The 24,864-nt window shown below is 55.6% G+C and carries 26 protein-coding genes; 3 read left to right on the forward strand and 23 right to left on the reverse strand.

Annotation, left to right across the window (positions count from 1 at the left end):
* Positions 1-2: 2 nt before the first annotated feature.
* Positions 3-1,256, forward strand: coding sequence for a uracil-xanthine permease family protein (locus tag QLQ17_RS11700; protein ID WP_283209755.1), 1,254 nt, complete (start codon positions 3-5; stop codon positions 1,254-1,256).
* Positions 1,237-2,091, forward strand: a complete 855-nt coding sequence (locus QLQ17_RS11705) for a class I SAM-dependent methyltransferase (protein ID WP_283209756.1) — start codon at positions 1,237-1,239, stop codon at positions 2,089-2,091. The genes QLQ17_RS11700 and QLQ17_RS11705 overlap by 20 nt, the downstream gene beginning before the upstream one ends.
* A 121-nt stretch (positions 2,092-2,212) precedes the next feature.
* Here the strand turns inward: QLQ17_RS11705 and flhB are convergent, their stop codons facing one another.
* The 23 genes from flhB to QLQ17_RS11820 form a co-directional block, all read right to left on the reverse strand.
* Positions 2,213-3,349, reverse strand: coding sequence for a flagellar biosynthesis protein FlhB (gene flhB / locus QLQ17_RS11710; protein ID WP_283209757.1), 1,137 nt, complete (start codon positions 3,347-3,349; stop codon positions 2,213-2,215).
* A 9-nt stretch (positions 3,350-3,358) separates the two neighbouring features.
* Complete coding sequence (gene fliR / locus QLQ17_RS11715) at positions 3,359-4,141, reverse strand: flagellar biosynthetic protein FliR (RefSeq protein ID WP_283209758.1); 783 nt, start codon at positions 4,139-4,141, stop codon at positions 3,359-3,361.
* Positions 4,142-4,147: 6 nt separating this feature from the next.
* The gene (gene fliQ, locus QLQ17_RS11720; protein ID WP_283209759.1) at positions 4,148-4,417 is read right to left on the reverse strand and encodes a flagellar biosynthesis protein FliQ; all 270 of its coding nucleotides are present in this window, start codon (positions 4,415-4,417) and stop codon (positions 4,148-4,150) included.
* A gap of 12 nt (positions 4,418-4,429) precedes the next feature.
* Complete coding sequence (gene fliP / locus QLQ17_RS11725; RefSeq protein ID WP_283209760.1) at positions 4,430-5,194, reverse strand: flagellar type III secretion system pore protein FliP; 765 nt, start codon at positions 5,192-5,194, stop codon at positions 4,430-4,432.
* A gap of 1 nt (position 5,195) precedes the next feature.
* The gene (gene fliO, locus QLQ17_RS11730) at positions 5,196-5,606 is read right to left on the reverse strand and encodes a flagellar biosynthetic protein FliO (RefSeq protein WP_283209761.1); all 411 of its coding nucleotides are present in this window, start codon (positions 5,604-5,606) and stop codon (positions 5,196-5,198) included.
* A gap of 1 nt (position 5,607) precedes the next feature.
* Positions 5,608-6,138 (reverse strand): flagellar motor switch protein FliN, encoded by a 531-nt coding sequence (fliN, locus tag QLQ17_RS11735; protein ID WP_283209762.1) that lies wholly within the window; start codon positions 6,136-6,138, stop codon positions 5,608-5,610.
* Positions 6,131-7,129, reverse strand: a complete 999-nt coding sequence (gene fliM / locus QLQ17_RS11740; protein ID WP_283209763.1) for a flagellar motor switch protein FliM — start codon at positions 7,127-7,129, stop codon at positions 6,131-6,133. The genes fliN and fliM overlap by 8 nt, the downstream gene beginning before the upstream one ends.
* Positions 7,130-7,141: 12 nt before the next feature.
* Positions 7,142-7,651: a flagellar basal body-associated FliL family protein gene (locus QLQ17_RS11745; protein ID WP_283209764.1), complete on the reverse strand. Its 510-nt coding sequence runs from the start codon at positions 7,649-7,651 to the stop codon at positions 7,142-7,144.
* Positions 7,652-7,820: 169 nt separating this feature from the next.
* Positions 7,821-9,149: a flagellar hook-length control protein FliK gene (locus tag QLQ17_RS11750; RefSeq protein ID WP_283209765.1), complete on the reverse strand. Its 1,329-nt coding sequence runs from the start codon at positions 9,147-9,149 to the stop codon at positions 7,821-7,823.
* A 104-nt stretch (positions 9,150-9,253) separates the two neighbouring features.
* Complete coding sequence (locus tag QLQ17_RS11755) at positions 9,254-9,598, reverse strand: Hpt domain-containing protein (RefSeq protein ID WP_283209766.1); 345 nt, start codon at positions 9,596-9,598, stop codon at positions 9,254-9,256.
* Between the two features lie 30 nt (positions 9,599-9,628).
* The gene (locus QLQ17_RS11760) at positions 9,629-11,365 is read right to left on the reverse strand and encodes a SpoIIE family protein phosphatase (protein WP_283209767.1); all 1,737 of its coding nucleotides are present in this window, start codon (positions 11,363-11,365) and stop codon (positions 9,629-9,631) included.
* The gene (locus QLQ17_RS11765; RefSeq protein WP_283209768.1) at positions 11,362-11,667 is read right to left on the reverse strand and encodes an STAS domain-containing protein; all 306 of its coding nucleotides are present in this window, start codon (positions 11,665-11,667) and stop codon (positions 11,362-11,364) included. The genes QLQ17_RS11760 and QLQ17_RS11765 overlap by 4 nt, the downstream gene beginning before the upstream one ends.
* Before the next feature lie 109 nt (positions 11,668-11,776).
* Positions 11,777-12,220 (reverse strand): flagellar export protein FliJ, encoded by a 444-nt coding sequence (gene fliJ, locus QLQ17_RS11770; RefSeq protein ID WP_283209769.1) that lies wholly within the window; start codon positions 12,218-12,220, stop codon positions 11,777-11,779.
* Positions 12,220-13,599: a flagellar protein export ATPase FliI gene (gene fliI / locus QLQ17_RS11775; protein WP_283209770.1), complete on the reverse strand. Its 1,380-nt coding sequence runs from the start codon at positions 13,597-13,599 to the stop codon at positions 12,220-12,222. The genes fliJ and fliI overlap by 1 nt, the downstream gene beginning before the upstream one ends.
* On the reverse strand, positions 13,583-14,488 hold the full coding sequence (locus QLQ17_RS11780; RefSeq protein ID WP_283209771.1) for a flagellar assembly protein FliH: 906 nt from the start codon (positions 14,486-14,488) through the stop codon (positions 13,583-13,585). Before QLQ17_RS11780 ends, fliI begins: the two co-directional genes overlap by 17 nt.
* 10 nt (positions 14,489-14,498) lie before the next feature.
* The gene (gene fliG, locus QLQ17_RS11785) at positions 14,499-15,536 is read right to left on the reverse strand and encodes a flagellar motor switch protein FliG (protein WP_283209772.1); all 1,038 of its coding nucleotides are present in this window, start codon (positions 15,534-15,536) and stop codon (positions 14,499-14,501) included.
* Complete coding sequence (fliF, locus tag QLQ17_RS11790) at positions 15,529-17,235, reverse strand: flagellar basal-body MS-ring/collar protein FliF (RefSeq protein WP_283209773.1); 1,707 nt, start codon at positions 17,233-17,235, stop codon at positions 15,529-15,531. Before fliF ends, fliG begins: the two co-directional genes overlap by 8 nt.
* A 15-nt stretch (positions 17,236-17,250) precedes the next feature.
* Positions 17,251-17,619 (reverse strand): flagellar hook-basal body complex protein FliE, encoded by a 369-nt coding sequence (gene fliE / locus QLQ17_RS11795; RefSeq protein WP_283209774.1) that lies wholly within the window; start codon positions 17,617-17,619, stop codon positions 17,251-17,253.
* 209 nt (positions 17,620-17,828) lie between these two features.
* Positions 17,829-19,286, reverse strand: a complete 1,458-nt coding sequence (locus QLQ17_RS11800; protein WP_283209775.1) for a sigma-54-dependent transcriptional regulator — start codon at positions 19,284-19,286, stop codon at positions 17,829-17,831.
* Positions 19,287-19,312: 26 nt separating this feature from the next.
* Positions 19,313-20,596 (reverse strand): sensor histidine kinase, encoded by a 1,284-nt coding sequence (locus tag QLQ17_RS11805; protein WP_283209776.1) that lies wholly within the window; start codon positions 20,594-20,596, stop codon positions 19,313-19,315.
* A gap of 218 nt (positions 20,597-20,814) precedes the next feature.
* A complete protein-coding gene (locus QLQ17_RS11810; RefSeq protein WP_283209777.1) occupies positions 20,815-22,260 on the reverse strand; it encodes a sigma-54 dependent transcriptional regulator in 1,446 nt (481 codons plus the stop codon).
* 125 nt (positions 22,261-22,385) lie between these two features.
* Entirely contained in the window at positions 22,386-22,709 is a 324-nt protein-coding gene (locus QLQ17_RS11815; protein ID WP_283209778.1) for an SOS cell division inhibitor, read from the reverse strand.
* Positions 22,710-22,765: 56 nt separating this feature from the next.
* The gene (locus QLQ17_RS11820; RefSeq protein ID WP_283209779.1) at positions 22,766-24,124 is read right to left on the reverse strand and encodes a DUF1329 domain-containing protein; all 1,359 of its coding nucleotides are present in this window, start codon (positions 24,122-24,124) and stop codon (positions 22,766-22,768) included.
* Between the two features lie 289 nt (positions 24,125-24,413).
* On the opposite strand from QLQ17_RS11820, the gene QLQ17_RS11825 reads away from it, so the two are divergent.
* Positions 24,414-24,848, forward strand: coding sequence for a DUF6586 family protein (locus tag QLQ17_RS11825; RefSeq protein ID WP_283209780.1), 435 nt, complete (start codon positions 24,414-24,416; stop codon positions 24,846-24,848).
* Positions 24,849-24,864: the final 16 nt, after the last annotated feature.

Consider the following 24,864-nt stretch of genomic DNA (forward strand, 5'->3'; position numbering starts at 1 on the left):
CCATGCAAGACCACACCAACGACCCGATCTGGAAACAGGCGATCGCTGGCTCACAAATGTTGCTGGTGGCGTTTGGCGCCCTGGTATTGATGCCTCTGATCACCGGCCTGGATCCGAACGTGGCCTTGTTTACTGCGGGCATTGGCACTCTGATTTTTCATATAGTGACGGGTGGCCAGATTCCGATCTTCCTCGCGTCCTCGTTCGCGTTTATCGCACCCATCATTGCCGCGAAAGGCCGTTTCGGACTGGAAGAAACCCTGGGTGGCCTGCTGGCGGCAGGCGTTCTGTACGTGGCTTTAAGTGCCGCCGTTCGCGCCAAGGGCACCGGTTTCATTACCCGGCTTCTGCCGCCAGTGGTGATTGGCCCGGTCATCATGGTTATCGGGCTTAGCCTGGCGCCGGTTGCAGTACACATGGCTTCTGGCCGCACAGGCGACGGCGCCAATCAGCTCATTCCCTACGACACGGCAATCTGGATCGCGATGATTTCACTGGTGGTAACGGTCGTGATGTCAGTCTGGGCGAAGGGCATCTTCCGGCTGATCCCGATCATGTTCGGCATCGTGGTGGGTTACGTTATATCGGCGGTTATGGGCATCGTGGATCTGACCCCGATCACGGAAGCCGCCTGGTTTGCCATTCCCAACTTTGTCGCGCCGGCCTTCAGTATGAGCGCCATCCTGTTCATGGTGCCGGTGGCTATCGCGCCCGCCATTGAACACATCGGCGACATCCTGGCCATTGGCAACGTCACCCACAAAGACTATCTCAAGAAGCCGGGCCTGCACCGCACATTGCTGGGTGACGGCCTGGCCACCAGCGCCGCAGCTGCTTTCGGCGGGCCGCCAAATACCACCTATTCGGAGGTGACTGGCGCTGTGGTGCTGACACGTAACTTCAACCCACGAGTCATGATCTGGGCCGCGGGCATCGCCATCGTGCTGGCCTTCGTCGGCAAGTTCGGCGCGGCATTGCAAACCATTCCGGTGCCGGTCATGGGCGGCATTCTGTGCCTGCTGTTTGGCTCTATTGCGGTGGTCGGCCTGAATACCCTGATCCGTCATCAGGTGGACCTGTCGCAGGCTCGAAACCTGGTAATTGTGGCCATCACGCTGGTATTCGGCATTGGCGGCATGGCGTTGGGACAGATGGAAGGCATCGCGCTGTGCGCAGTAGCGGCCATCGTCCTGAACCTGATCCTGCCGGGCAAAGGCGAAGCCTGGGGAAACACCGATGAAGCAACCAACGGTTAAAGACAGCACCGGCATCAGCTTCACCGCGCTGTATACCGGTGCCGTCTGGCACCGGTATGGCCTGTCGGACGATATCCTGGCCACCGATCAGGGTAGATGGCTGTATCATTTGATGACGCCGTTTGAAGCCGCCAGCAAAGCCATTGTCGGCGGCAACATCCGCACTTTTCTTCTGCAGCGGCACCTGATCATCGATCACCTGATCGAACAGGCCATCGAGCGCGGCGTCACCCAGGTGCTGGAAATCGCCTGCGGCATGTCGCCACGAGGCCTGCGGCTGCGGCAACAGCACCCGCAAATCCACATGGCCGAAGCCGATCTGCCGGATATGGCGTCACGGAAAGCGGCTCGCCTGATGATCTCCGGCCATCTGGGCCCAAACCATCAGGTGATGCCCATCGATATCCTCGCCGAAGACGGTGATCGGAGCCTGGAAACGGTGATTGATCGAACCTTCGATAATCGGGAACCGGTCATTGTGATCACGGAAGGGCTGACCAGCTATTTCTCTCTGGAGACGATGACGGTCTTTTGGCAGCGCCTGGCCAGCAAACTCTCCGAACGACCAGGGGCGGTCTATCTGGCCGAAAGCTACTTTATGCCCAAGCAGGCCCTGCTGAGCGGCACCCTCAAATCCCTCGGCGGCCTACTCGGTTCGGTCACCCGCAGCGACGTCAGCTTTCACTTTCAGAACGACACTCAGGCTCACGATCACATGGTCCAGTGCGGTTTCCCGTCGGTGACCGTCCACAACCCCCGGGATTTCTACGGCACCTTGCCGATTCCTGAGAGTCGCCGTGACCCAATGATTCGGATTATTGAGTCTCGGAGTTAGCTCTCTGGGTAGCCTTCCGGCTTGAGCGTTTGAGCCGAAGGAGCGTGTTTTGGAAGCGCCTCCCCAAAACCGCACACCCGCCATACCAGCAGGCTAGGCATTCAAGAGCGCAACTCCCAAATCAAGAATCGCGCCGCAGCTCAGAGGGAATGGGGAAATCCGGAACGTGAGGCTTGTCGCCCCGCCCTTTGCGGAACTGTCGCAGCTGGAACACATAGGCCAGAACCTGGGCGATGGCCATATACAGTCCATCGGGGATTTCGCCGCCCAGCTCCGTATTGTGGTACACAGCCCGAGTCAGCGGCGGCGTACGCATCAACTCAACCTTATGCTCCCGGGCAATTTCCATGATCTTGAAGGCCGTTTCGTCAGTGCCCTTGGCCACCACAATCGGCGCCGCCATTTTCTTCTGATCGTATTTCAATGCCACCGCATAGTGGGTCGGGTTGGTGATCACCACATCCGCGCCGGGTACTTCCTGCATCATGCGACGCTGGGCCATTTCACGTTGAAGCTGGCGAATCTTGCCTTTGACCTCGGGCTTGCCTTCCGTGTCCTTGAATTCGTCTTTGACCTCCTGCTTCGTCATCCGCAGCTTTTTCTGATGGTCAAAGATCTGGAAAGGCACATCGATGGCAGCGATCACGATCGTGGCGCAGGCCAGAACCAGGAAACTCCACCCCAGCGTCCACACCACATGTTCCATAGCCGATTGAGCGGGTTCCTCAGAGATACTCAGCAGGTCATCGGTTCTCAGATTGAGGATCAGGATGGCAACGGCCAAAACCAGCCCCACCTTAAGGATGGCTTTGACCAGCTCGATCAACGACCGCATGGAGAACATCCGGCCCAGCCCCTTGATCGGATCCATACGGTTGAGCTTGGGTGCAACGGCCTTGCCACTGATCAACAAGCCGCCAATACCAATGGAACCTGCAATAGCGGCCACCAGCATCAGAATGAGTAGCGGCGCAGTGGCCCAGGTGGCCTCTTTGGCAGACGCAAGAAGTTGAACCGTCATGTGACGTGTATCGAAGATGGCAGAGCGTTCCAGCACGAAGCTGTCCCGCATGATATCCGCCAGGGACGCGCCCATGGCCGAGCCGAACATCAGCAAGCCACCCGCGCCGGCAAGCAGAACCGCCATGGTCGCCAGCTCTTTGGATCGCGCTGTCTGGCCATCCTCCCGTGCTTTCTCGAGTCGTCGGGGGGTGGCCTCTTCGGTTTTTTCCTGACTGTTGTCGTTCTCTTCAGCCATGTAAAAATCCTAGGGCTGGCCCTGTAGCTGGCGCATGAATTCAAAGGTTGCCCGGGAATACTGCTCGAAATGTGGCAGAAAATTGGCGTGCAACACCCATATGGCAAACAATCCAAAAATCAGGCCAATTGGAAAGCCCAGGGCAAAAATGTTCATTTGTGGCGCGGCGCGGGTCATCACGCCGAATGAGATGTTGACGATGAACACTGCGGTTACAGCCGGCAGCGCCAGCAGCATGGCGGCGGCAAACATCCAGGAAATTCGATGGGCCAGTGACCAGACACCCGCCTGCCCCAAACCCTCCAGACCAATCGGCAGGGTATGAAAACTTTCGATGAACACATCGAATGCCACCAGATGGCCGTTCATGGCCAGGTACAGCAGGGTGATTGTAATGCTGTAGATCTGCGCCAGGACTGGCACATTAACGCCGTTTGCAGGGTCGACCATCGAAGCAAAGCCCAACCCCATCTGCATCGCGATCATCTGTCCGGCAATAACAAATAGCTGGAACAGGGCCGTCAGGGCAAAGCCCATGCCGACGCCGATCAGAATCTGCTGCAAGGTAATCACCACGGCATCGGCGCTCAAGGCGTCTACCTGCGGTACCGGTGGGATCATGGGTACTACCAGAACGGTGATCAGTAACGCCAACCCAAGACGAATCCGGGCCGGTACCAGGTTGGTGCCGATAAAAGGAATCACCATCATGAAACTGGCCAGCCGGAACAGCGGCCAGAGGTGCTGACCAATCCATTGGCTGATCAGGTCAACGCTGATTTCCGTTGGCATCGCCGATCAGCCGATCAGGTAGGGAACGCTGGAAATTAATCGCTCCGCGTGATCGGTGAGCTGGGTCAGCATCCAGGGGCCGGCCACAATGATAGTGATCAGGGTAATCAGCAGTCTGGGAAGAAAGCTCAGTGTTTGCTCGTTGATCTGGGTGGCGGCCTGAAAGGTGCTGACCACCAAACCAATGACCAGACCAGGACCAATGATCAGGCTGGCCAGCAGAACAATCATCCACAGAGCCTCACGCAGAATATCGATAACGGTTTCCGGAGTCATGTTGTCACGCCTCTATATCCCGTAACTGGCAGCCAGCGTTCCCATGATCAGGGACCAGCCATCCACCAGAACAAACAGCATGATTTTAAACGGCAGCGAAATAATAATGGGTGACAGCATCATCATACCCATCGCCATCAGTACACTCGCCACCACCATATCGATGATCAAGAATGGTATGAAAAGAATAAAACCGATTTGAAAGGCGGTTTTCAGCTCACTGGTCACAAACGCGGGCATCAAGACCCAGAAGGACACATCCTCTGGCGTCGCATACTGCTCGTCTGCAATGCGCATAAACAGTGCCAGGTCACTCTCACGGGTCTGGGCCATCATGAATTTACGAAATGGCTGGCTGGCCTGTTCCAGCGCTTCCATTGAGGTGATTTCCTCCTGAATGTAAGGCTGCAGGGCCGCCGTGTTTACCTCCTCCAGCACCGGTTTCATGATGAAAATGGTCAGGAACAACGCCAGGCCCAAAAGAATCTGGTTGGACGGCGTGGACTGCAGGCCTATAGCCTGCCGGAGTATGGCGAACACGACGATGATGCGAGTAAAGGAGGTCATCATCATCAACATCGCCGGCAGGAACGTCAGCGCCGTCATGAACGCCAGGATCTGCAGGGACACCGAGTAATCCTGCACGCCTTCTTCCTCTCCCGGCGTTACCGTAAACGCGGGAATTCCCGGAATGTCTGCCATCGCGGAAGGCGCAAATAAAACAAGGAGAATCAAAGACAGCAGGGACACACTTTTCCCTGATAGTCGGAACGTCATATCAGGAACCATCCCTGCCGGAGCCCCAATTGCGACCAATCATGCCCTGGAGTTTCCGGGCGAAATCGCCAGACACAGGCTCACTGGCCGACACAACAGGTTCATCGAATACATGGAGAGTGCGAATCGCCTGAGGGGTTACGCCGACCAGAATCTGTTTGTCGCCTACCTCGATCAGCGCGATACGCTCGCGAGTACCCATTGGCATTACAGACACGACTTTCATGGCGCGGGTGTTGCCACCTGTCATGCCGCTCATGCGGCGTACAATCCAGGCGCAGCCAAAAATAATAGCGATCACCGCAAGCAGACCAACACCCAGTGACAGCATGGTCATCAGCGTATCAGGTGCGCTACCTGAACTCGCTGCGGTATTTGCGGCTGCGGCTGCCGTTTCCTGTTCAGCTGCCATGTTATTTCTGCAACCGTTTGATGCGCTCGCCCGGGCTGATAACGTCGGTCAGACGAATGCCGAACTTCTCGTTCACCATCACCACTTCGCCATGCGCAATGAGCGTGCCATTAACCAGCACATCCAGTGGTTCGCCTGCCAGCCTGTCCAGCTCGATCACCGAACCCTGATTCAACTGAAGCAAATTACGGATCGGAATCTGGGTGTTGCCCACTTCCATCGAAATGGTGACCGGGATATCCATAATAACGTCAAGGTCCGGAGCCGGGCCGTCCCCCTGAGCGATCTTGCTACCCTCTGGAAACTCTTCCATCGGGGCAGCCCGCACGTCGTCCTCTTCGCCCTGATCGTCTTCGTCTTTGTCTTCGGTGTCGCCCGACTCTTCCATGGCGGCGGCCCACTCGTCGTCCCGGTCACCACTGTCGGAATCATCCTCGCCATCACCAGACTCTTCCATGGCGGATTCCCACTCGGCGGCAAGCTTTTCGTCTTCGCTGAGCTCCTGCTCGTCTTTCTTGTCGTCGTCAGCCATTGCGTCCCACCTTCAGTTGTTTTTTGACCTTGGGCCTTGATGCCCGATCCTTGATTCTCATAGCCAGTTTCCCGTCGCGGGTGCCAAGCGAGGCGTTATAGACCGGAATACCGTTGGCCGTCAGAGTCAAAGTCTCCGGAATTTCGACAGGAATAATGTCGCCGTCCTTCAGGTTGGCCACATCCCGCAGGGAAATGCGGCGACGGCAAACCGTTGCATTGATCGGCACATAGACATCTTTGATGTCTTCCTGAAGCGCGTTTACCCAGCGCTCGTCCACGTCATCAATGTCACTCTGTACCCCCGCATCCAGGACATCCCGCACCGGCTCAATCATCGAATAGGGCATGGCCATATGCAGTTCACCACCGCCACCATCGAGTTCAATGTGGAAGGTGCTGACCACGACCACCTCACTGGGGCTGACAATGTTGGCCATCGACGGGTTGACCTCCGAGCTGAGGTACTCGAAGTCCACTTTGAGAACCGCCTGCCACGCCTCTTTCATGTCGTGAAATACCTGGTCCAGTACCATCTGCACAATGCGGGTCTCTGTGGGTGTAAACTCACGACCTTCAATCTTGGCGTGACGACCTTCACCGCCAAAGAAGTTATCCACCAGCTTGAACACCAGCTTTGCATCCAGCACAAACAGCGACGTACCGCGCAGCGGCCGGACTTTGGTCAAGTTGAGGCTGGTCGGTACATACAGGGTGTGAATGTACTCACCAAATTTCATGATCTGAATGCCGCCCGTAGAGACGTCAGCATTTCGGCGCAAGAGGTTGAACAGGCTGATACGGGTATAGCGGGCAAAGCGCTCGTTGATCATCTCGAGCGTCGGCATCCGGCCACGGACGATCCGGTCCTGACTGGCGAGGTCGTATGATTTTATACCTTCGCTGTCAGTTTCCTCCTCGGTATCAATATCACCATCATCCACCCCATGGAGCAGCGCATCGATCTCGTCCTGTGACAGTAAGTCCTGCATACTTATACCAGCCTATTGAACGACAAAGTTCCTGAACAATACTTTCTGCAGCGGGGGTTCCCCTTCCTGCTCCAGCACCGAATTCGCAGCCACCAGCATATCTTCCGCCAGCTTTTTACGGCCCTCGGGAGTCTGCAATTCCATAAAGTCCTTCCCCGCCAGAACGCCAATTAACTGGCTGCGCAACAACGGCATGTGCAATTGGGCAGCGGCAAGCGCATTCTGGTCTTTTGCCTCCAGCGCGAGATATATCTGGGCGTATCGCTGACGCCCTTCGGCCTGCACCGTGGTAACCAGGGCTTTTTCGATCACGGTGTAACCGCTCGGCACGAAGACATCTTCCACTTCCTCCGGCGATGATTCCTCGCTGCTAAAACCTGGAATATCAGCGCCAATAAACCAGAGCGTGCCCACAACGGACAGGCCAATAGCCAGCATGACCAGGAAAGTCAGTATCAGAATTAACTTGAGCTTGCCCTTTTTCTTGGGCGGTGCTTCTGCGGTTGCGTTGTCTTCAGCCATAACCTTTGTCTGCCAGAATTCCGTCGAAACGGTCAGGTTTAGAGGATTAGAAGCAAAGGGCGGGCCAGAATGGCAAATCCCCCTTACCAGAACAGCAGTTTAGCGTTGGTAAGGGGGATCGGCAAAGACTCTTGAACATCCATCGAAAGGCAGGCAGAAGAAAAGCAGATCAGGCAAAGGTATCCACTTGCCCGTTCCAGGTAAGATCCAGAGACTGTGGCTCTGCGCCGGCTTCATCAGTATCGGAATCTGCCATCAATCCCTCGCCGGTATCACCGCCACCACCAGACTCGCCCTGGCCCGCCTGTTGGCTTCCGGAGTCAGACACATCGAACTTCTCTAGCGAAAATCCTTGCTCGTTGAGCATATCCCGCAGCCTGTGGCTGTGCAGTTCCAGTTGATCTCTTACCACCGGGTTGGCGGAATGCACCGTAATATTGGCCTGATCCTGCTGCACCTGCACACGAACCTCCATCGGTCCCATATCAGGTGGCGTCAGGTGAATTTCCGCCACTGACATGTTTCTGGCGGTCAGGAAGGTAAGTTTGCCGGCCATCTTGTCGCCCCACTCCGCGTGGCTGACGGGCACATCAATAGACGTCGCATAGCCGCGCATCACAGCCGCTTCGGGTGACATCCTAGGGGCATTGACCGAATTTGGCTGGTTGGTCAGAGATTCCAGTGCGCCCTGGAAACGAATCGCGTTCTGCAGAATGGAGTTTTCAGAAGCCTTGCTGGCAGTGTCGCCTCCCACCCCAGCCAACAGTGATTCAGCCAGCGCCACTCCGGTCGTTGACGTCTTCTGGCCTGGCGACTGGCCCGGCAAAGCGCCTGATTTGCCGTTTCCGTTCATGGTCATATTCGCCATCATCGCGCCCTGCAGTGTCGACCCTTGCATCACAGAAGCATTTTGGCCCGCGCCAGGCAGGGCTGTCCCCGAAGAGGAAGCCCCAGATCCCTGATTCAGGCTAACCAGGGATTGAAGACCGGCAAACGTGACGGGAACCGACTCCACATCGACAGTTTCGGAAGCGGTTTTTTCAGTCGTTTCGCCGAGTTTGAACAGTACGCTCTCAGAATCCAACGCTTGTGATTGCCGAGCACCATCTTCAGATACGGCAACCGATTGCCCTTCGTCTTTCGAGGTCGACTCTTTTGCCGCTGGTGCGTTTTTTTCTGTTCTTGACTCGGAATCAACTTCTTTGTCTTTGTCCCGGGGTTTACTGGTTTCCTCACGGCTGCCTGTTTCCGCCTTGGCCGACCGCTCTTTGCCGCCATCCACTTTTTTATCGCGGGCCGCCTCCGCGCGTTCGGCTTTCTCGGCGCGTTCGGTCTTCTCGGCACGTTTTGCCTCCAGGCGCTGCTGCTCAGAGCGGGATACCTGATCGAACCGGCTGTCACCAGACTTCTCTGTCGCTGTCGAAGCTGATGCGGGAGAGTTCTTGGCCTCTGGGGCCTGATTGTTTGATAAATTCTGGGGGAGAACCATCTGTGACATGGCAACCTCTTGCCGCTTTTGCTGGAAAACAAGCGCCGATTCGCAAAATCAATCAGCTTTACTGTTACTCAGCAAAACCAGTGCCATAGTCTCAGCGGCTATGATCAGGAGAGAAATTCTTTGAGGGTCTTTTGAATTCGCAGGAATTCCGTTTCAATCTGGTCAACCACTTTAGCCGCGTCGCCGAGGCGATTGGCTTTACCCGCATTCTCCGCTTCAAGGCAAAGATCACCCAGCTTCGGTGCACCAATGTTAATAGAGCTGCCTTTGAAGCTGTGTGCTGTTTTGGCAAAAGCATCAGCGTCGGCCGAGCCAATGGCATTTCTAAGGTAGGTGATCCTGTCTGAAGAATCTTTCAGATAGGTGTTGATAAGAACAGCGAATTCTTCTTCCATGACGTCTTGAAGCTCGGTCAAAGCTTCTTCATCTAGGTGCGGTTTGTCGTTCATGACTAACCCCTGGTTATGGACTAGCGCTCCCTATTCGGGAACGGGCTCGGCTAACTCCCAATCATAAACAATTTCAGCGCAGCTGCCATACTCGGAATATCGCAATGAATTTCCGAGCTTTTGCATCAGCATCAACCCTCTCCCACTATAGTGGGCTTCCGTTGCCTGAGACTCAAGCTCTGTGGTGTGATCAAACCCATCGCCACTGTCTTCGCAAATAATTCTGAGCTGCCCACCGGCATCGGTTTTTCGATGAGCAAGCGAGAAGCGGATAAAATGGCCGTCCACGTTTCCCAGGCGGCGCTCCCTCTCGGAATAATAGTAGCTGAATCCGTCGGATGAGGTTTTCAGGTCCGACGATAATTTCAGCACTCCGTGTTCCAACGCATTGTTATACAGCTCGGACAAAAGCGTGTAGATATCAGCGCTTTTCCTGCGCAGCCCTGGCACTTCCATACAAATGTGCAGAAGCAGCGGCAGAGGGCTGAATTTGCCCAGGGTTTCGTCCCGGACCTCGTACACGCAATGCCAATCCGTCGGCCCCTTGAGAACCGACTGAGGCAACTGCTCGGCGGGCTGACGAAACTCAGCATCCACCACCATCTTCAAAGAGACCAGAGTCAGATCATCCCGCCCTTTCCGATGCCCGCAAAACGCAACCACATCCGTTAAAACCGCGTCGATCAGCTGTTCCGATGCAGACGCATTGTCCAGAGCCTGTTTCAACCGGGCTCCGCCATACTGTTCAGAATTCTGGTTTTCGGCCTCCAACACACCGTCTGTCATCATCAACAGCATGTCTCCAGCACTGGTATGAAACACCTCCATACTGGCATCAAACCGTCCCGAACTCAGAACCCCAAGCGGGAGGTACTTCGATTCCAGAAACTCTTTCGTACCGTCTCTCCTTATTAAGACGCCATCCGGAAGCCCACCGTTCCATATTCGCAACTGGTTCAAGTGGAAATCCGCCTGAATCAGGGCTGCGCAGCAAAACATACCGGTGGGCAGAATACGAACGAGCTTGTCGTTGATTTCTCTTAGCAAATCACTGCCGCTGAACCCCATGGTCGTCATGCCATAGAAAATTTCTGCTATCGGCAAAGCGCCAATCGCGGCAGGCAGACCATGCCCGGTAAAATCACCAACCAGAATATGCATACCGCCGGCAGGACGGGGACAGGCAAACAATATGTCGCCGTTAAATATCGACAAAGGCGAAATGTGGTAGCGGATATTGTCGGCATCAAGGCAACCGGTATGCGCAATATTATCGAATACCCGCTTGGCCAACTGTTGCTCCTCAAGCAACTGTCGGTTGCGATCCTGGATCAGATCCCGCTGACGGCTCAGAGTGCGATGCATCTGGCGCATTCTGTTGAAAGCACCCAGCTTCGCCTGGATAATTACTTTGTTGTAGGGCTTGGTAAGGAAGTCGTCACCGCCAGCATCCAGGCAATGGGCGAGAGCGTCAGCGTCCGTCAAAGAGGTCAGAAAGATGACGGGCACCAACTCCTCACCCGCCATTTCCTTGATGCGGCGGGCTGCATCAATGCCGTCCATCACCGGCATCAACACATCCAGAAGCACAATATCCGGTTGGTAATCTGGGAAAACGGTGACCGCCTCTCTTCCGTCACTCGCCGCCCTAACCTCATGACCAAGGCGCTTGAGAAGGGTCTTTAGTATCAAGCGGTCACTGTCGCTGTCATCAGCAATCAGAATCCGTAATGCCGAGGCGTCCACGTGATCGGCGGAGACCTTCATTGAATCGAGAATAACTGCTCAAAGTTGGAAATGGTCAGTATTCGGCGAACGTCATTGTTGCAGTGTTTCAGCTGAATACGTGCTCTGTCGCCACCGGCGAAATCCCGCAGTAAAAGAAGCATGCCCAACGCAGAGCTATCGAGGTACGTTGTCTGCGAAAGGTCGACAACGAAGTTGCTGACCTCGCGATCCTCGTGCTCATAGGCATTGCGGAATGCCTGATGCGTACTGAAATCAAATCGCCCTTCGATCTGAATGGTCAGGGTCTGACCATCATCGCTGCGATGTGTCCGAATTGGCATCCAGAAGCCTCCGTAAAAAACAAGCAGGGTGAGCGAAAAGCGCGACAAACTTCTGGATTAAAGCATAGACGAAAGGTGTAATTTTGCATCTGGATACGAAAGCGACTCGCTAGTAACGCCGGCGCTGAAAAATTCGGTTGGCAGCTTCGTCCGCCAGTTTCTGTTCCCGGGCATCCATTTCCTGTTGCTCCTGTCGGCGACAGGTTTCAATGTATTTCTCCATGCCCCGTCGGCGCTCCCAGGCTTTTTGCCATTCCTGCCGACACGCATCCAATCGGGCCTGAGCCTTTTCCAGTACCGTCTGCTGTTGTGCAATCACCTGATCCAGCTGCCCAATAAACGCCTGCCAGGCCTGCAGGCGCGAAACGGCAACAACGCCGTGCTGGCTGGCGCGTATCTGTTCTCGGTATTCCTGTTGATAACGCTCCAGGTTCTCAATCTGCTGCCGCTGGGATTCATGGGCCTGCTGGGCCTCAGCCATTTTCTCCAGAGCCCGATGTTCCCTCTGCTCCTCCAGCTGAAGCACCACTTTCAAGCGCTCTGAGCGAAGCATCAGCTTGCCTCACTGGCGGAGCTGGGAGGCGATTTGGGGCGGTCTGCCGAACGCCGCTCAGGCACTACTGACATCAATTGCTGAACGCTCTCGTCCAGCGTGGCACTGTCGTTAAGGCCCTGTTGCAGGAACTGGCGCATATTGGCGATATGGGCGATAGCGAAGTCGGTCTCGGGATCAGACCCTTTTACATAAGCGCCCACACTGATCAGATCTCGGGCTTGCTGGTAACGGGAATAAACCTGTTTGAAGCGCTGAGCGCGAGCAAAATGATCGGGTTTTGTCACCTGAGGCATTACCCGGCTGATCGAAGCCTCCACGTCGATCGCAGGGTAGTGACCTTCCTCTGCAAGACGACGGGACAAGACAATATGACCATCCAGTATGGCCCGCGTGGCATCGGCAATGGGATCCTGCTGGTCGTCGCCTTCCGTCAGTACGGTATAAAACGCAGTAATGGAACCACCGCCTGGCCGCCCGTTGCCGGTTCGTTCCACCAGTTGCGGTAATTTTGCAAACACCGAGGGCGGATAACCCTTGGTAGCGGGGGGCTCGCCCACTGCCAGGGCAATTTCTCGCTGAGCCTGGGCGTAACGAGTCAGAGAGTCCATCAGTAACAGCACTCGTTTGCCCTGATCGCGGTAGTATTCAGCAATTCGGGTTGTCAGCATCGCCGCCCGGAGCCTCATCAAAGGCGAATCGTCTGCCGGGGAGGCTACGACCACCGAACGCGCCAGGCCTTCATCGCCCAGAATGTCTTCGATAAATTCTTTGACTTCACGGCCCCGTTCGCCGATCAGACCAACCACGGTGATGTCTGCGTCGGTAAATCGGGTCATCATGCCGAGCAGCACACTCTTACCAACACCGCTGCCAGCAAAAAGACCCAGGCGCTGCCCCTGACCCACCGTCATCAGTGAGTTAATGGCACGGATGCCAACATCCATGGACTGACGGACCGGCGCCCGATCCAGTGGATTGATAATGTCTCCGGTGAGGGCGACCCTTTTTTCGGTCTGCAGAGGCCCTTTGCCATCCAGTGGCTCGCCGTTGCCATTGACCACACGCCCCAGCAATTCCGGACCCACGGGCACACGACTCGCAGCCGATAGAGGCACCACGCGGGCACCGGGACGAAGGCCTTCAATAGCTGTCAGAGGCATCAGATAGACGCGTTCGTCTTCGAAACCGACAACTTCTGCTTCCACCGTACCGGCGCCCTGGCCAGTAATCACGCAGCGGTCGCCGACCACCATAGGGCAGCCAACGCACTCAAGCGTCAGCCCCACCATCCGGGTCAATCGGCCAGACAGCTCCGGCTCCGGCTCGGACGCCAGACCGTTCTGAAGCTTGTTGAGGCGCTCAGCCAGGGATGTCATCGCCCTCACCTCTTGCCTGATCAGAGCCATCCTGAGCCGGGTCTTCTTCATGCGGTTCGTCGTCAGGCTTGTCGGTGTCAAGGACGTCCCGATGGAAATCCGTCAGGTCGTCCATCATGGCGTCCAGCTGTTCGCCTTCGCCCGCGGCCTCCTGATCCAGCTCTTCACTGAGCATGTCCTGAACGGCTTTCTGAAAGCGTTTTTCGATGGTGTAATCCACCAGGCTGTGGCGCGTCTCAAGCTTGCAGCCACCGCGCATGATGGCAGCGTCTTCCACCACGGACGCCTTGGCCTCGAATCGTTCAGCCACTTCGCTGACGTAATCGTAGTCGTCGGGATGAATATGGATGCGGACGTTTTCGCTGGTGGAGGGCAGCGACGCCATGGCCTTTCTGACCACGGCTGTAATCTGTGAGGAATCCAGTGATAGTTCTCGGTAAAGCACCGCACGGGACAATACCGTGGTCAGGTTAACCAGCGCGGTTTCCAGCTCATCTTCGTGTCGCTGGATCGGTACCAGCAGCTCGCCCATGACCTGTTCAAGCCGTTCCAGCCGAGCTTCTACGTCTTTACGGGTCTCTTCCAGGCCTTGTTGCTCACCCTGGTCCCGACCTTCTTTTTCACCGGCGGCAAAGCCTTCCTGATGCCCCTTCTCCAGGCCCTCTTTGTGGCCTGCTTCGTAACCTTCCTTGTGACCCTCTTCCTGGCCATCCTTGTAGGCTTCCTGACGAATCTTTTCGATATCCGCCGCCGTCAGGGGTTTGACGTTGCGCTCTTCTTCCCGAGCGACCTCATTGCCTTTGGCATCCAGCAGCGGCAATTCCCAGCGCTCATAGGCTGTCATATTTTCTTTGGGAATGCGGTCGAGGTTGCGGCGCGGGTCTTTCATCAGGTCAGCATCACATCATTTCTTCGCCAGCACCACCGAGGGTGATCTCACCGGCTTCGGCCATACGGCGGGCAATGGTGATGATGTCCTTCTGAGCAGCCTCCACCTCACTGACCTTGACCGGGCCCTTGGCCTCGAGGTCATCCTGTAGCAGTTCCGACGCACGCTTGGACATGTTCTTGAAGATCTTCTCCTGAACGTTGTCGTCCGCGCCTTTGAGTGCCACCACGAGAACCTCCGAGGATACCTCGCGCAACAGCGCCTGAATGCCACGGTCGTCGATGTCGGCCAGATTGTCGAAAACAAACATCAGGTCTTCGATGGTGGACGCCAGATCCGGATCCATATCCTTGATGGAGTCCATCAGACTGCCCTCGGCGCTACGCTCCATAAAGTTCATGATGTCCGCAGCCCGTTTCACGCCGCCAATACGGCTTGCCTGGCCGGCAGAACCACCGGAGAACTGTTTCTCCAGAATATCGTTGAGTTCCTGCAAAGCCTGGGGCTGAACGCTCTCCAGAGAGGCAACCCGCATCATCACATCCAAACGCACCTTGTCGTCCAGCGTGCTGATGATTTCAGCGGCCTGATCCGGGTCCAGATAAGATATGACGATCGCCTGAATCTGTGGGTGTTCGTAACGGATGATGTCGCCGACGGCTCTTGGCTCCATCCATTTGAGGGTGTCGAGGCCAGTGGTGTTGCCGCCGATAAGAATACGGTCGATCAGACTGGATGCTTTGTCGTCACCCAATGCCTGGGTGAGCATGGTACGAATATAATCATCATTGCCAACGCCCAGGCCTGTCTGCCCGCCGACGGCTTCAACAAAATTGTTCAGCACATAGGAGACGTCGTCCTTACTGACTTCCTTCATCTGCGCCATGGCCACACCCACACGCTGAACCTCTTTCGGGCCCATGTGTTTGAGTATCTGGGCGGCATCATTTTCGCCCAGGGACATCAGCAGGATGGCCGCCTGTTCGACACGCGGAATTTTGCGCTGTGGCTTCTGCGCCTCACCCTCGCGCGCATTTTCATCAGTCATCGACATTCACCCATTGACGCATCACCTGAGATACCCTGGCCGGGTCTTCGGCAACCAGGCCTTTCAGGGCGTTCAATTGCCTATCATAACTGTCTGTCGCACCCGGCAAAAGCAGATCATCCTGGTCTTTCATGGCCTCTCTGAGCTCATCACCGCCTTCAATGCCGTCGAGCCCCTCATAGTCGTCACCCGTGCCTCCACCACGCTGAGACCGACCACCCCCGGACAGGGACTTGAGAGTCGGGCGCAGCAGGCCAAGGATCAGTACCAGAATGACCAGCCCGGCCAGAACTTGTTTCATCAGGTCCCAGAACCAGGGCTGCTCCCAGAAGCCAGGTTCGGTAAATTCAATTTCTTCCTCGGAGGCAAAGGCTGTGTTCATCACGGTAACACTATCGCCTCGAGCTGCCGAGTAGCCGACGGCATCCCGAACAAGCATGGTCAGGCGCTGCAGTTCCTCTTCCGGCCAGGGTTCATAGGTGACTTCGCCGGTATCCGGGTTGACCACACGCATGTCGTCCACTGCCAGAGCCACACTCAGACGGTTGACCCGCCCCATTTCCTGCCGGATGTAACTGACCGTGCGGTCCATTTCGTAGTTGCGAGTGGATTCTTCACGCACGTTGACCGGGGTCGGTTGGGCGTTACCTTCGCCATCCTCGTTGTTGCCCTGATTGACCTGTTCGGGCACCGTCGCGTCTGCCGGAGGCTGGTTGGACAAGGCACCGGGAATACCTCGAGCCCCTGCGGAGGTGCGCTGTTCGGTCATGGATCGCTCGCTTCGCACCGCCTGCTGCTCGGGATTGAACAATTCTTCCGCCTGCTCGACGGATGAAAAGTCCAGATCTGCCGTGACTTCGGCGCGGAATCGACCCTCACCGACAACCGGACGGACAAGCGACGCCACTCTGCGAGTCAGGCGCTCTTCAATGCGGGAAGTGTATTCATACTGGTCTTCAATCTGCGCGCTCTGGTTGTTCTCATCCTGACCTGTCAGCAGGTTGCCGCTCTGATCGACGACCGTCACACTATCCTTGCTCATCTCCGGGATACTGCCTGCCACCAGATTCATGATGGACGCGATCTGCTCCTGCTCCAGTCGACGACCGGCAAACACTTCCAGAAATACCGAGGCAGTTGGCTCGCGTCTGTCTCGCACAAACACCGACCGCTCCGGCATTGCCAGATGAACCCTCGCCGAACGGACAGAGCGCATGCTGCTGATCGTGCGAGCCAGCTCACCCTCGAGACCCCGACGATAGCTGATGGTTTCCATGAACTGTGACGTGCCCAGGCCACGATCCTGATCCAGCAATTCGTAACCAATGGTCTGCTGATCCGTTACGCCCTCGGCGGCCAGTTTCAGACGAGCGTCGTAAACCTGATCTGCAGGCACAAGAAGCGCCCCTGAACGCGGGTCCATCCGGTACTGAATATTGTTGCTCTCCAGAATGCTGGTGACGTCCTGAGGATTGTATCCGGACATGTCACCCACCACAGGCTGATAATTAGGCTCCTGCGCCCAGAGAACCACCGACACACCCAGCGCAACACTGGCCGCAAGCCCAACCATCAGACCGATCTGGCGAAGCAGATTCAGTCGATTGAACCCAAACAGCATATCGCTTTGACTATCCATACCTCCGGAAACGGTGGAGGGCGTGTTTTCGTTAGTGGTTTCGGCGGGTACGCTGGACATGGACTTGCTCCGCTATTAAATCGGCATATTCATAATGTCTTCGTAAGACTGCACGACTCGATTTCTCACCTGAGTCAGTGCTTCGAAGGCAATGGAAGACTTTTCGGACGCAATCATTACGCGGGTAATGTCGACATTGGGATCGCCCATTTCATAAGCGGTCTTGAGGTCGCTGGACTCCTTCTGCACCTCATTCACCGAGTTCACCGCCTGGCTGAGCATGTCACTGAACTTTGGCGTTTCCTGGGTTTCCTGGACGCCAGCGGGGCGATCAATCTGACCACGAACCGCGTTGTCCTGCTGAATCCGCTGGTTGTCCATCATCTGAGACCGCATATTGCGGATCTCTGAAAGCACGCTGTTGATGTCGGCACGTTGAACCATGAGTCTCTCTCCCGGGCGGCCAAACGTCGGCCACTCCTGAACTGTTCATCTACAGCCATAGAGCAGCAAATTACAGGCCAACCATATTTTCTACATGCATTTCAATCGGTTAATAAACGAAAGTTAACGCTATAGGCCACTAGCGACAATCTTTTGACAAACAAAAAAAGGCACCCGAAGGTGCCAATCGAAGGAGACGCATCAATGCATCAGGCGGTCGCAAGCTCTGAATCCAGGTCAATACCTGCATCCCGCATCTGGGCAAGTTTGTATCGCAAGGTTCGGGGGCTGATTCCAAGCTGCTCGGCAGCGCGGTTTCGACGCCCACGCTCTTTGCGAAGCGCATCAATGATGATCCTGAATTCCCGCTGACGAACCTCGTCGCCCAGGGAGGTTACGCTGCCAGTCTGATCGGCAGGCGGAGACGCCAGGACATCATCTGGTTCTTCAGAAAGGATGCCATGCTCAGGCTGAATCGCCGCCGACGAGGACTCTACTGCCGCTGCGGCCGGAGATTCCGCGTCCATCCGACCGTTGATACCCAGCTCCAAACAGAGATCACTGGCCTGAATGACGTTTCCCTGATGCAGCACCAGTGCACGCTGCAAAGCATTGTCCAGTTCCCGGACGTTGCCCGGCCAGCGATGGTTTGTAAGGGCTTCCCGGGCATCCGGCGCAAAGGTAATACCGGTCAGCTTCATCTTGCGACAATGGGCCTTAAGAAGAGACGTTGCCAACGGCATGATGTCCATGGGTCGCTCCCGCAGAGGCTGCCAGTGCATCGGGAATACGGTCAGGCGGTAATACAGGTCTTCCCTGAACTGCCCCTCACGCACGTAATGACCAAGATCGCGGTTGGTCGTCGCAATGACACGAACATCCAGGTTGATGGTTTTGCGCCCACCCACACGTTCCACTTCACGTTCCTGAAGCACACGAAGTAGTTTGGACTGCAGGCCCAAGTCCATCTCTGAAATCTCGTCGAGCAAAATGGTGCCGCCATTGGCCTGCTCAAACTTGCCCGGCGAAGAAGCAACAGCGCCGGTGAATGCGCCCTTCTCATGACCAAACAAAATGGCCTCCAGCATGTTCTCTGGAATAGCCGCACAGTTGATCGCGATGAACGGCTGCTCTGAGCGGGGCGATTGATTGTGGATGTAGCGCGCCAGCACCTCTTTGCCTGTGCCGCTCTCCCCGGAAATCATGACGGTCGAATCGCTGGCAGCTACTTTGGCCGCCAATTGGAACATGCGCTTACTGATTGGATCCTCAGCCACTGGCTGATCGCTGTCTTTTTGCCGACTGCCACCCACAACGCGACTTACCGCTTCCACCAGAATCGAGGGCTCGAAAGGCTTCACCAGGTAATCGATGGCACCGGCCTGCATCGCCGAGACCGCGTGGCTGATCTGCCCATAGGCAGTAATCAGCATTATCGGCAGCCCGGGATACAGTTTCTGGACTTCGTAAAGCAATTCATGACCGGACATGCCCGGCATGTTGACGTCGCTGACCACCATATCCAGCGGGCCTTCTGCCAGGCACTTCAGCGCCTGTTCAGCATTGCTGGCTTCCCTCACCCGGAACTTCGCGAGTTCCAAAGTGGTTACCAGCGCCTCGCGAAGATCCTGGTCGTCCTCAACAATCAGAATTTGAGCCTTGGCCATAATTGCCTCCGATACCTTCTGTTGTACTAGCTATTCTTCTGCTTGTTTTTCGGCTGCCGGTCACCGGATGACGAACGCAGCAATGGCAGAGCGAGAGTGGCCACCGCGCCACCGGCGGCCTTCGATTCAATATCAAAATGTCCCTGGTGGGCTTTAACCACCGCCTGCACTACCGCCAACCCCAAGCCAGTCCCATGGGATTTAGTGGTGTAGAAAGCCTCCAGCATCTGGCTGGTTTGCTCGGCAGAAAACCCCGGGCCGTCATCGGCCACCTGAATACTCAGTTCCTGCCCTATCTGATTCAGGGACACGCTGATGTGCTTGGCCCCCGCCTCGATGCTGTTATTCACAAGATTGGTACAGGCGCCCACCAGCGCATCGCGATTGCACAGCATTGGCTGATCGGCAACCTGGCTGTCCAGATCGATGTGGACATCGGATGGATGGCGAAGCCCCTCGATGGCAGCTTTCAAAGCCTGAGCGACGCTTTCAGTGGAAAGCTCTTCCGCCAGACGGGTTTCTCCGCGGGCGAAGATCAACATGTCTCTGACCTGCTGCTCCAGATGGGTCAGACGGGACATCAGACGCGAAGCGCACCTCTGTCGAAGCTCTTCTTCCAGATCTGGCTGACTCAGATGGCCGCCGTAGAGAATGGCCGCTGACAGCGGAGTACGAATCTGGTGGGCCAGAGAAGCAACCATTCTCCCCATGGCCGACAGGCGCTGTGCATGGGCCAGCTGACTTTGGAGCTGACGGGTTTCCGTGAGATCGGTAAGCAGAATCAACTGGCCCGGCTGATTTTCCATCGTTCGAATTTCGATACTGACTCGGCGACCATCTTTCAGAGACACTTCATGACCGTCGTCACGACGAGGCGCAAAACAGCGGCGGATCACATCCAGCCAGCGCTCACCGTCGAGTGGTTCACCAAGAAGCGTAATAGCTGCTGGGTTGGTTTGAGTCACCACCCCCTGACTGTCCAGAACAACCACGCCTGCAGGCAGTGCATGCAACAATGTGGACAACCGGTCAGCCAGCTCTTCCTTCTGTTCCAGTTCAGCCTGACGCTGTCGGGATTCCGCAGACAATTCACCCGAGAGCTGGTTAACCCGGGATTCAAGCGTTCGGTACGAGTCGGTAATTTGCCGGGACATCTGATTAAACAGGTCCAACGCAGTACCTACCGTTTCGTCGTCGTGCTCCGGAAACAATGCGGTCACTTTGTCATTTACATCGGCCGCGGCGTTGATGGAAGACTCTTCCGTGGACGCTCCGCCTGCTGACTGAACCACAAACTGTAACTGACTCATAAACTCGCCCTCTGACCGGGCCTTTGATTTGGCCCGAACCAATCGGATGGATCGTTACGGGTTCGAAAGCGAGGAGCGTGCCAGAATTATTTTTTCGTTTTATTTCAATAGGTAGGAAAATCTAATAAGCGGTAAACGACGGTTTTCTGTCGCCCAGAAAGCAGTGCGACGCCGAAGGTTACGAACCTTTGACGCCGCAAACAAGTGCCAAAAGGCAGTCAGGTTTCTTCTGATTCTTCGTCTCTAAGGCCGTATTTACGAACCTTCTCGACGAGCGTGGTACGACGAATACGAAGTTTTTCGGCAGCCCGTGCGACCACGCCCGCAGACTCATCCAACGCCTGCTGAATCAGCTGCTTCTCTAGATTGGAGAGATAATCCTTGAGATCAATACCATTCACCGGCAGCAAAGCCGGCGCATCCAGACCCACCAGCCCGGGCACTCCCATGGGCATGCCGGAATCTTCCACAGGCCGGTTTTCGTCATAATCGTCGACGTAACGGAATTTCTTTGGCAGTTCCTGTACGCCGATGACGCCATAGGGGTGCATGATCGCCAACCGCTCCACAAGATTGGCCAGCTCCCGCACGTTGCCCGGCCAATCGTGGCGACACAGACTCATAATGGCAGCGGAGTTCATCCGCAGCGATCCCCGCTTTTCTTTTTCCATACGGGAAATCAGCTCGTTGATCAGCAGAGGGATATCCTCCACCCGATCTCGCAAAGCCGGCATTTCTATCGGGAAGACGTTCAGACGGTAGTATAGATCTTCACGGAAATCGCCGGTCTCGATCATATCCTCAAGCTGTTTGTGAGTGGCCGCGATCACACGCACGTCAGCAGACTGAGTACGGTTACTGCCGACTTTTTCAAACGTGCGTTCCTGGAGAACACGCAGAATCTTCACCTGCATGTTCAAGGGCATGTCACCAATTTCATCGAGGAAGAGCGTGCCGCCTTCCGCCATTTCAAACCGCCCGATGCGGGCCGTGATAGCACCGGTAAATGCGCCTTTTTCGTGGCCGAAGAGTTCGCTTTCAAGCAGTTCGGCTGGAATGGCGCCGCAATTGACAGGCACAAAGGGTTTGTCACGTCGGGTGGAATGATAGTGCAGGTTCCGGGCGACCACTTCCTTGCCAGTGCCAGACTCGCCGGTAATCAAAACGCTGACTTCCTTATCGGCCACCTGCTCCATCAACTGGCGAACCGACTGTACTTTTCGGCTGGTGCCTACAAGGCTACGAAACAATTGCAGACCGCGCTGCTGACCGCGCTCTTGATGACGGGCGAACTGGTCGCGGAAGATCTGTGCCCGATAAAGAGAGTCCACGAATTTCGTGTAGTTCAAAGGCCATTCCATACGGACAATGATGCGCCCGGCGTCTTCTTCAGACAGGCCTTTCAGATCAGGGTCACCCACCATCAGAATTGGAAGCCCCTGAGTGGACTGGCTGATCGCGGCTACCGTGTTCTTTGCGGAATCGTCACTGCCGTCCAGGATAACGACCGAGGCGGCGTCCAGAGCTTCCGGTTCTTCCAGCATTGCCGCCGCTTCGTCACCCGAAACAATCTCTTCTTCCCCTATGAATTCGAGGATAGTGGCAATGTCGCGTCTTCTGGTTTCGTCCTCACTGAGTACCAGCACATTATTATTCTTGGACATTCAAACGAATCTCTTGCGGGGAATGTTTCTGCCGTATTTAAGACTGAACGACTCCAAGAGTCAATTTTATGACGCGCCTTTCTGAAAAATCCCTGGCAGCCATCCAACCAGGGCGAGCGCTTGCGTCACTTCGAGGGGTTCAGCGATACATTCTGATAGGCTTTGGCCGCGCTGCGATTCTGGTTCACGCCTTCCAGAGCTCGCTTGGCCTCGGCCTTGGCATCGTTCGCCGAAATATTGGCACGATCGCAGAACGTCTGAAGTTGCGCCAACCGCTCTCGAACCGGCTCTGCGCCCAACTCGCCGATCTCAAGCGCTTGCATCAGCGGCTCAAGGGTCGGTTTGACCAACTGATTCAATCGTGACAGCTCTTCCCAATTCTGCTCGGAAAGAGCCGTTTTCAGGTGTTCTATCAGCGTATCAATCGCTTCCAGCCGTTCGTCTGCCATCACAGGGGACCTTCTGATCGAAAAATGTCAGGTATCACCTCTCTGGCATCCCCGTGTCAGCGACGGGCATCACGCCGGGCTGCAGAAGCAGAGAACTGATCACCGCGGAAGCCCGGGTCAAAATCATAAGCCGGGTAGCCGTTGTCCAGGCCATCAATGTAATACCGTTCCGCCTTCAGATCATAAGTCATTTCCATGGTCGTCCAGAAGACCGGCTCGCTGTAGAAGCTGATGTTATGAGCTTCAGACACACGCCAGAGATTGCCCTCTTCATCGTACTCTTCTGTTGCCAATACCTGCCAGCTGTCTTCATCCACATAGAAAACCCGGCGCGCGTATATGTGGCTGATACCCGTGCGCAGCTTGGCTTCAACGACCCAGACTCTGTGCAGTTCATAGCGAGCCAGTTCCTGATTGATATGCTGAGGGCGAATAATGTCGTCCGGACGAACGTCGCTGTCATGCAGCTGGTAGGCGTTATAAGGCACGTAGATTTCGCGTTTGCCTTTCAGCTCCCAATCGTACTGATTGGGGGCGCCGTTATACATATCCTTCTGATCCACTGCTCGCAGGGAGGAAGAGTTCGGAAGATCGGTTTCATACGCCAGGTTCGGCGAGCGGCGAAGGCGACGAGAGCCCGCGTCATATCGCCATGCCAGACGGGGTGAACGAATCTGATCCAGGGTCTCGTGGACCAACGTTATCGTACCGGCCAGGTTCGATGGGGCGATGGTGTCTGTTTTCAGATAGAAAATCTTGTTGTCGATGTCAGCAAGGTTGGCACCACGCCGGCTGTAGGCAATGAAATAGTCGTACTGGTTTACCACCTCGTTATAAGAACCACTTACCTGGGGAGTAGCCGAAGCGCTGCGGAACGAAACTTCCTCACCGCGGTAGCGCAGAATGTGGTTCCAGATAACCTCCAGTCCGTTTTGAGGAATCGGAAACGGGCTGGTCATGATGGTATCGCGAACACCGTTGCCGTTCCTGAGCAGCTCGGCCGTCAAAGCATTCTCTTTGTATTTTTCGTACACATGATCCGGAAATGCCGCACTGCGACGAGTCTGATAAATCGGCATCACGAAATCGGGGCCGTATTCTTCAAGCATTTTGATATGGCCATCCGTAAGCTTGTCTCGGTAGAGGTCCATATTCGCTTGAGAAATCACAAACAAGGGCTCATCTTCCGGGAAAGGGCTTACCTCAACATCTCCGGGTGACCAGTTTGCAGGCGGTTCAGAAACGCCACCATTCCATGCGGGAATGACGCCGGAGGCATTGCCGCTCTTGACGGCTCCGACTGGCGTCAGATCTTTACCCAACCGTTCGGCCTCAGCCGCCGGGACCTTGGCTTGCGCCAGACCAGCCAGCCCGACCAATCCCGCCGCTACCGCTGCAAATATCCGATTCCGCATTTCTCGTCCCCTTCACTGAAACATAAAACACTGTGCATTCGCTTCAACGGCCGGATGGCCAATAAAGCTGGTTCAGATCTCCGGGCCATTCTGTCTAAATTCAAACGCCCGTTTCAAGTGACCGTTTGTTTTTTATTGTCACCAGGATCCGTGATCGCAATGGGAGAATTTTTATACGATAAATGGTAGGATAGACGTTAATCCACAGGTTTGGCTCTTCCCGAAAACTCGTTCTGACAGGTCTTTAATGGCATCGCAGTGGCATTCGTTGATATCGCAGAAGGTCTTTTTGGCTAAAAGCCTGTTGAACCAGCGTGACCGAACAGACTCGATTCCGGAACAGGAAGCCTGCTGGCAAGGTGCCGTGGAACTGGCTCTAAGGTCGCGCCAATTACTGATGGTCATGATTGCGCGTCTCTATCAGGATAAACAGGGTGAGCCACACAACCTTGAATCCCTGAAAACGTTACTTGGGGACGACATTCCAGAAGTCAGTGAGCTGGAATCGATGGCATTGGGCGCCGGCAACTGGTGGGCCTACTTTGACCAACTACAGCGTTATCAAACACGACCACCGTCGCCCAAGAAAACAGTCAGCGATGAAAACATCATCGCGGTGGCTGCTGACTACGGACCTGAACGCTCATCGGAGGCACTGAACCGCGCCTTGGCCGATATGAAAAACTTTACCGACGTCCTGGAAGAACGTCACAGCGAGTGGTAAGCCGCGGCTGAAAGAT

The sequence above is a fragment of the Marinobacter sp. CHS3-4 genome (genome assembly GCF_030053415.1).
In the GTDB taxonomy this organism is placed as follows: domain Bacteria; phylum Pseudomonadota; class Gammaproteobacteria; order Pseudomonadales; family Oleiphilaceae; genus Marinobacter.

Excerpts from the sequence above, each read along its gene's own strand:
- fliQ (WP_283209759.1), bottom strand. The coding sequence starts at position 4,417 with ATGACTCCGGAAACCGTTATCGATATTCTGCGTGAGGCTCTGTGGATG.
- fliO (WP_283209761.1), bottom strand. The coding sequence starts at position 5,606 with ATGGCAGCTGAACAGGAAACGGCAGCCGCAGCCGCAAATACCGCAGCG.
- fliM (WP_283209763.1), bottom strand. The coding sequence starts at position 7,129 with ATGCAGGACTTACTGTCACAGGACGAGATCGATGCGCTGCTCCATGGG.
- QLQ17_RS11810 (WP_283209777.1), bottom strand. The coding sequence starts at position 22,260 with ATGTCCAAGAATAATAATGTGCTGGTACTCAGTGAGGACGAAACCAGA.
- fliR (WP_283209758.1), bottom strand. The coding sequence starts at position 4,141 with ATGCCAACGGAAATCAGCGTTGACCTGATCAGCCAATGGATTGGTCAG.
- fliN (WP_283209762.1), bottom strand. The coding sequence starts at position 6,138 with ATGGCTGACGACGACAAGAAAGACGAGCAGGAGCTCAGCGAAGACGAA.
- fliI (WP_283209770.1), bottom strand. The coding sequence starts at position 13,599 with ATGACATCCCTGGCTGAGCGCCTCAACAAGCTTCAGAACGGTCTGGCG.
- fliP (WP_283209760.1), bottom strand. The coding sequence starts at position 5,194 with ATGACGTTCCGACTATCAGGGAAAAGTGTGTCCCTGCTGTCTTTGATT.
- fliE (WP_283209774.1), bottom strand. The coding sequence starts at position 17,619 with ATGGTTCAACGTGCCGACATCAACAGCGTGCTTTCAGAGATCCGCAAT.
- fliJ (WP_283209769.1), bottom strand. The coding sequence starts at position 12,220 with ATGCTTCGCTCAGAGCGCTTGAAAGTGGTGCTTCAGCTGGAGGAGCAG.
- QLQ17_RS11765 (WP_283209768.1), bottom strand. The coding sequence starts at position 11,667 with ATGCCAATTCGGACACATCGCAGCGATGATGGTCAGACCCTGACCATT.
- QLQ17_RS11820 (WP_283209779.1), bottom strand. The coding sequence starts at position 24,124 with ATGCGGAATCGGATATTTGCAGCGGTAGCGGCGGGATTGGTCGGGCTG.
- QLQ17_RS11815 (WP_283209778.1), bottom strand. The coding sequence starts at position 22,709 with ATGGCAGACGAACGGCTGGAAGCGATTGATACGCTGATAGAACACCTG.
- flhB (WP_283209757.1), bottom strand. The coding sequence starts at position 3,349 with ATGGCTGAAGAGAACGACAACAGTCAGGAAAAAACCGAAGAGGCCACC.
- QLQ17_RS11805 (WP_283209776.1), bottom strand. The coding sequence starts at position 20,596 with ATGAGTCAGTTACAGTTTGTGGTTCAGTCAGCAGGCGGAGCGTCCACG.
- QLQ17_RS11760 (WP_283209767.1), bottom strand. The coding sequence starts at position 11,365 with ATGAAGGTCTCCGCCGATCACGTGGACGCCTCGGCATTACGGATTCTG.
- QLQ17_RS11745 (WP_283209764.1), bottom strand. The coding sequence starts at position 7,651 with ATGGCTGAAGACAACGCAACCGCAGAAGCACCGCCCAAGAAAAAGGGC.
- fliF (WP_283209773.1), bottom strand. The coding sequence starts at position 17,235 with ATGTCCAGCGTACCCGCCGAAACCACTAACGAAAACACGCCCTCCACC.
- QLQ17_RS11800 (WP_283209775.1), bottom strand. The coding sequence starts at position 19,286 with ATGGCCAAGGCTCAAATTCTGATTGTTGAGGACGACCAGGATCTTCGC.
- QLQ17_RS11780 (WP_283209771.1), bottom strand. The coding sequence starts at position 14,488 with ATGAAAGACCCGCGCCGCAACCTCGACCGCATTCCCAAAGAAAATATG.
- QLQ17_RS11705 (WP_283209756.1), top strand. The coding sequence starts at position 1,237 with ATGAAGCAACCAACGGTTAAAGACAGCACCGGCATCAGCTTCACCGCG.
- QLQ17_RS11750 (WP_283209765.1), bottom strand. The coding sequence starts at position 9,149 with ATGTCACAGATGGTTCTCCCCCAGAATTTATCAAACAATCAGGCCCCA.
- fliG (WP_283209772.1), bottom strand. The coding sequence starts at position 15,536 with ATGACTGATGAAAATGCGCGCGAGGGTGAGGCGCAGAAGCCACAGCGC.
- QLQ17_RS11755 (WP_283209766.1), bottom strand. The coding sequence starts at position 9,598 with ATGAACGACAAACCGCACCTAGATGAAGAAGCTTTGACCGAGCTTCAA.
- QLQ17_RS11700 (WP_283209755.1), top strand. The coding sequence starts at position 3 with ATGCAAGACCACACCAACGACCCGATCTGGAAACAGGCGATCGCTGGC.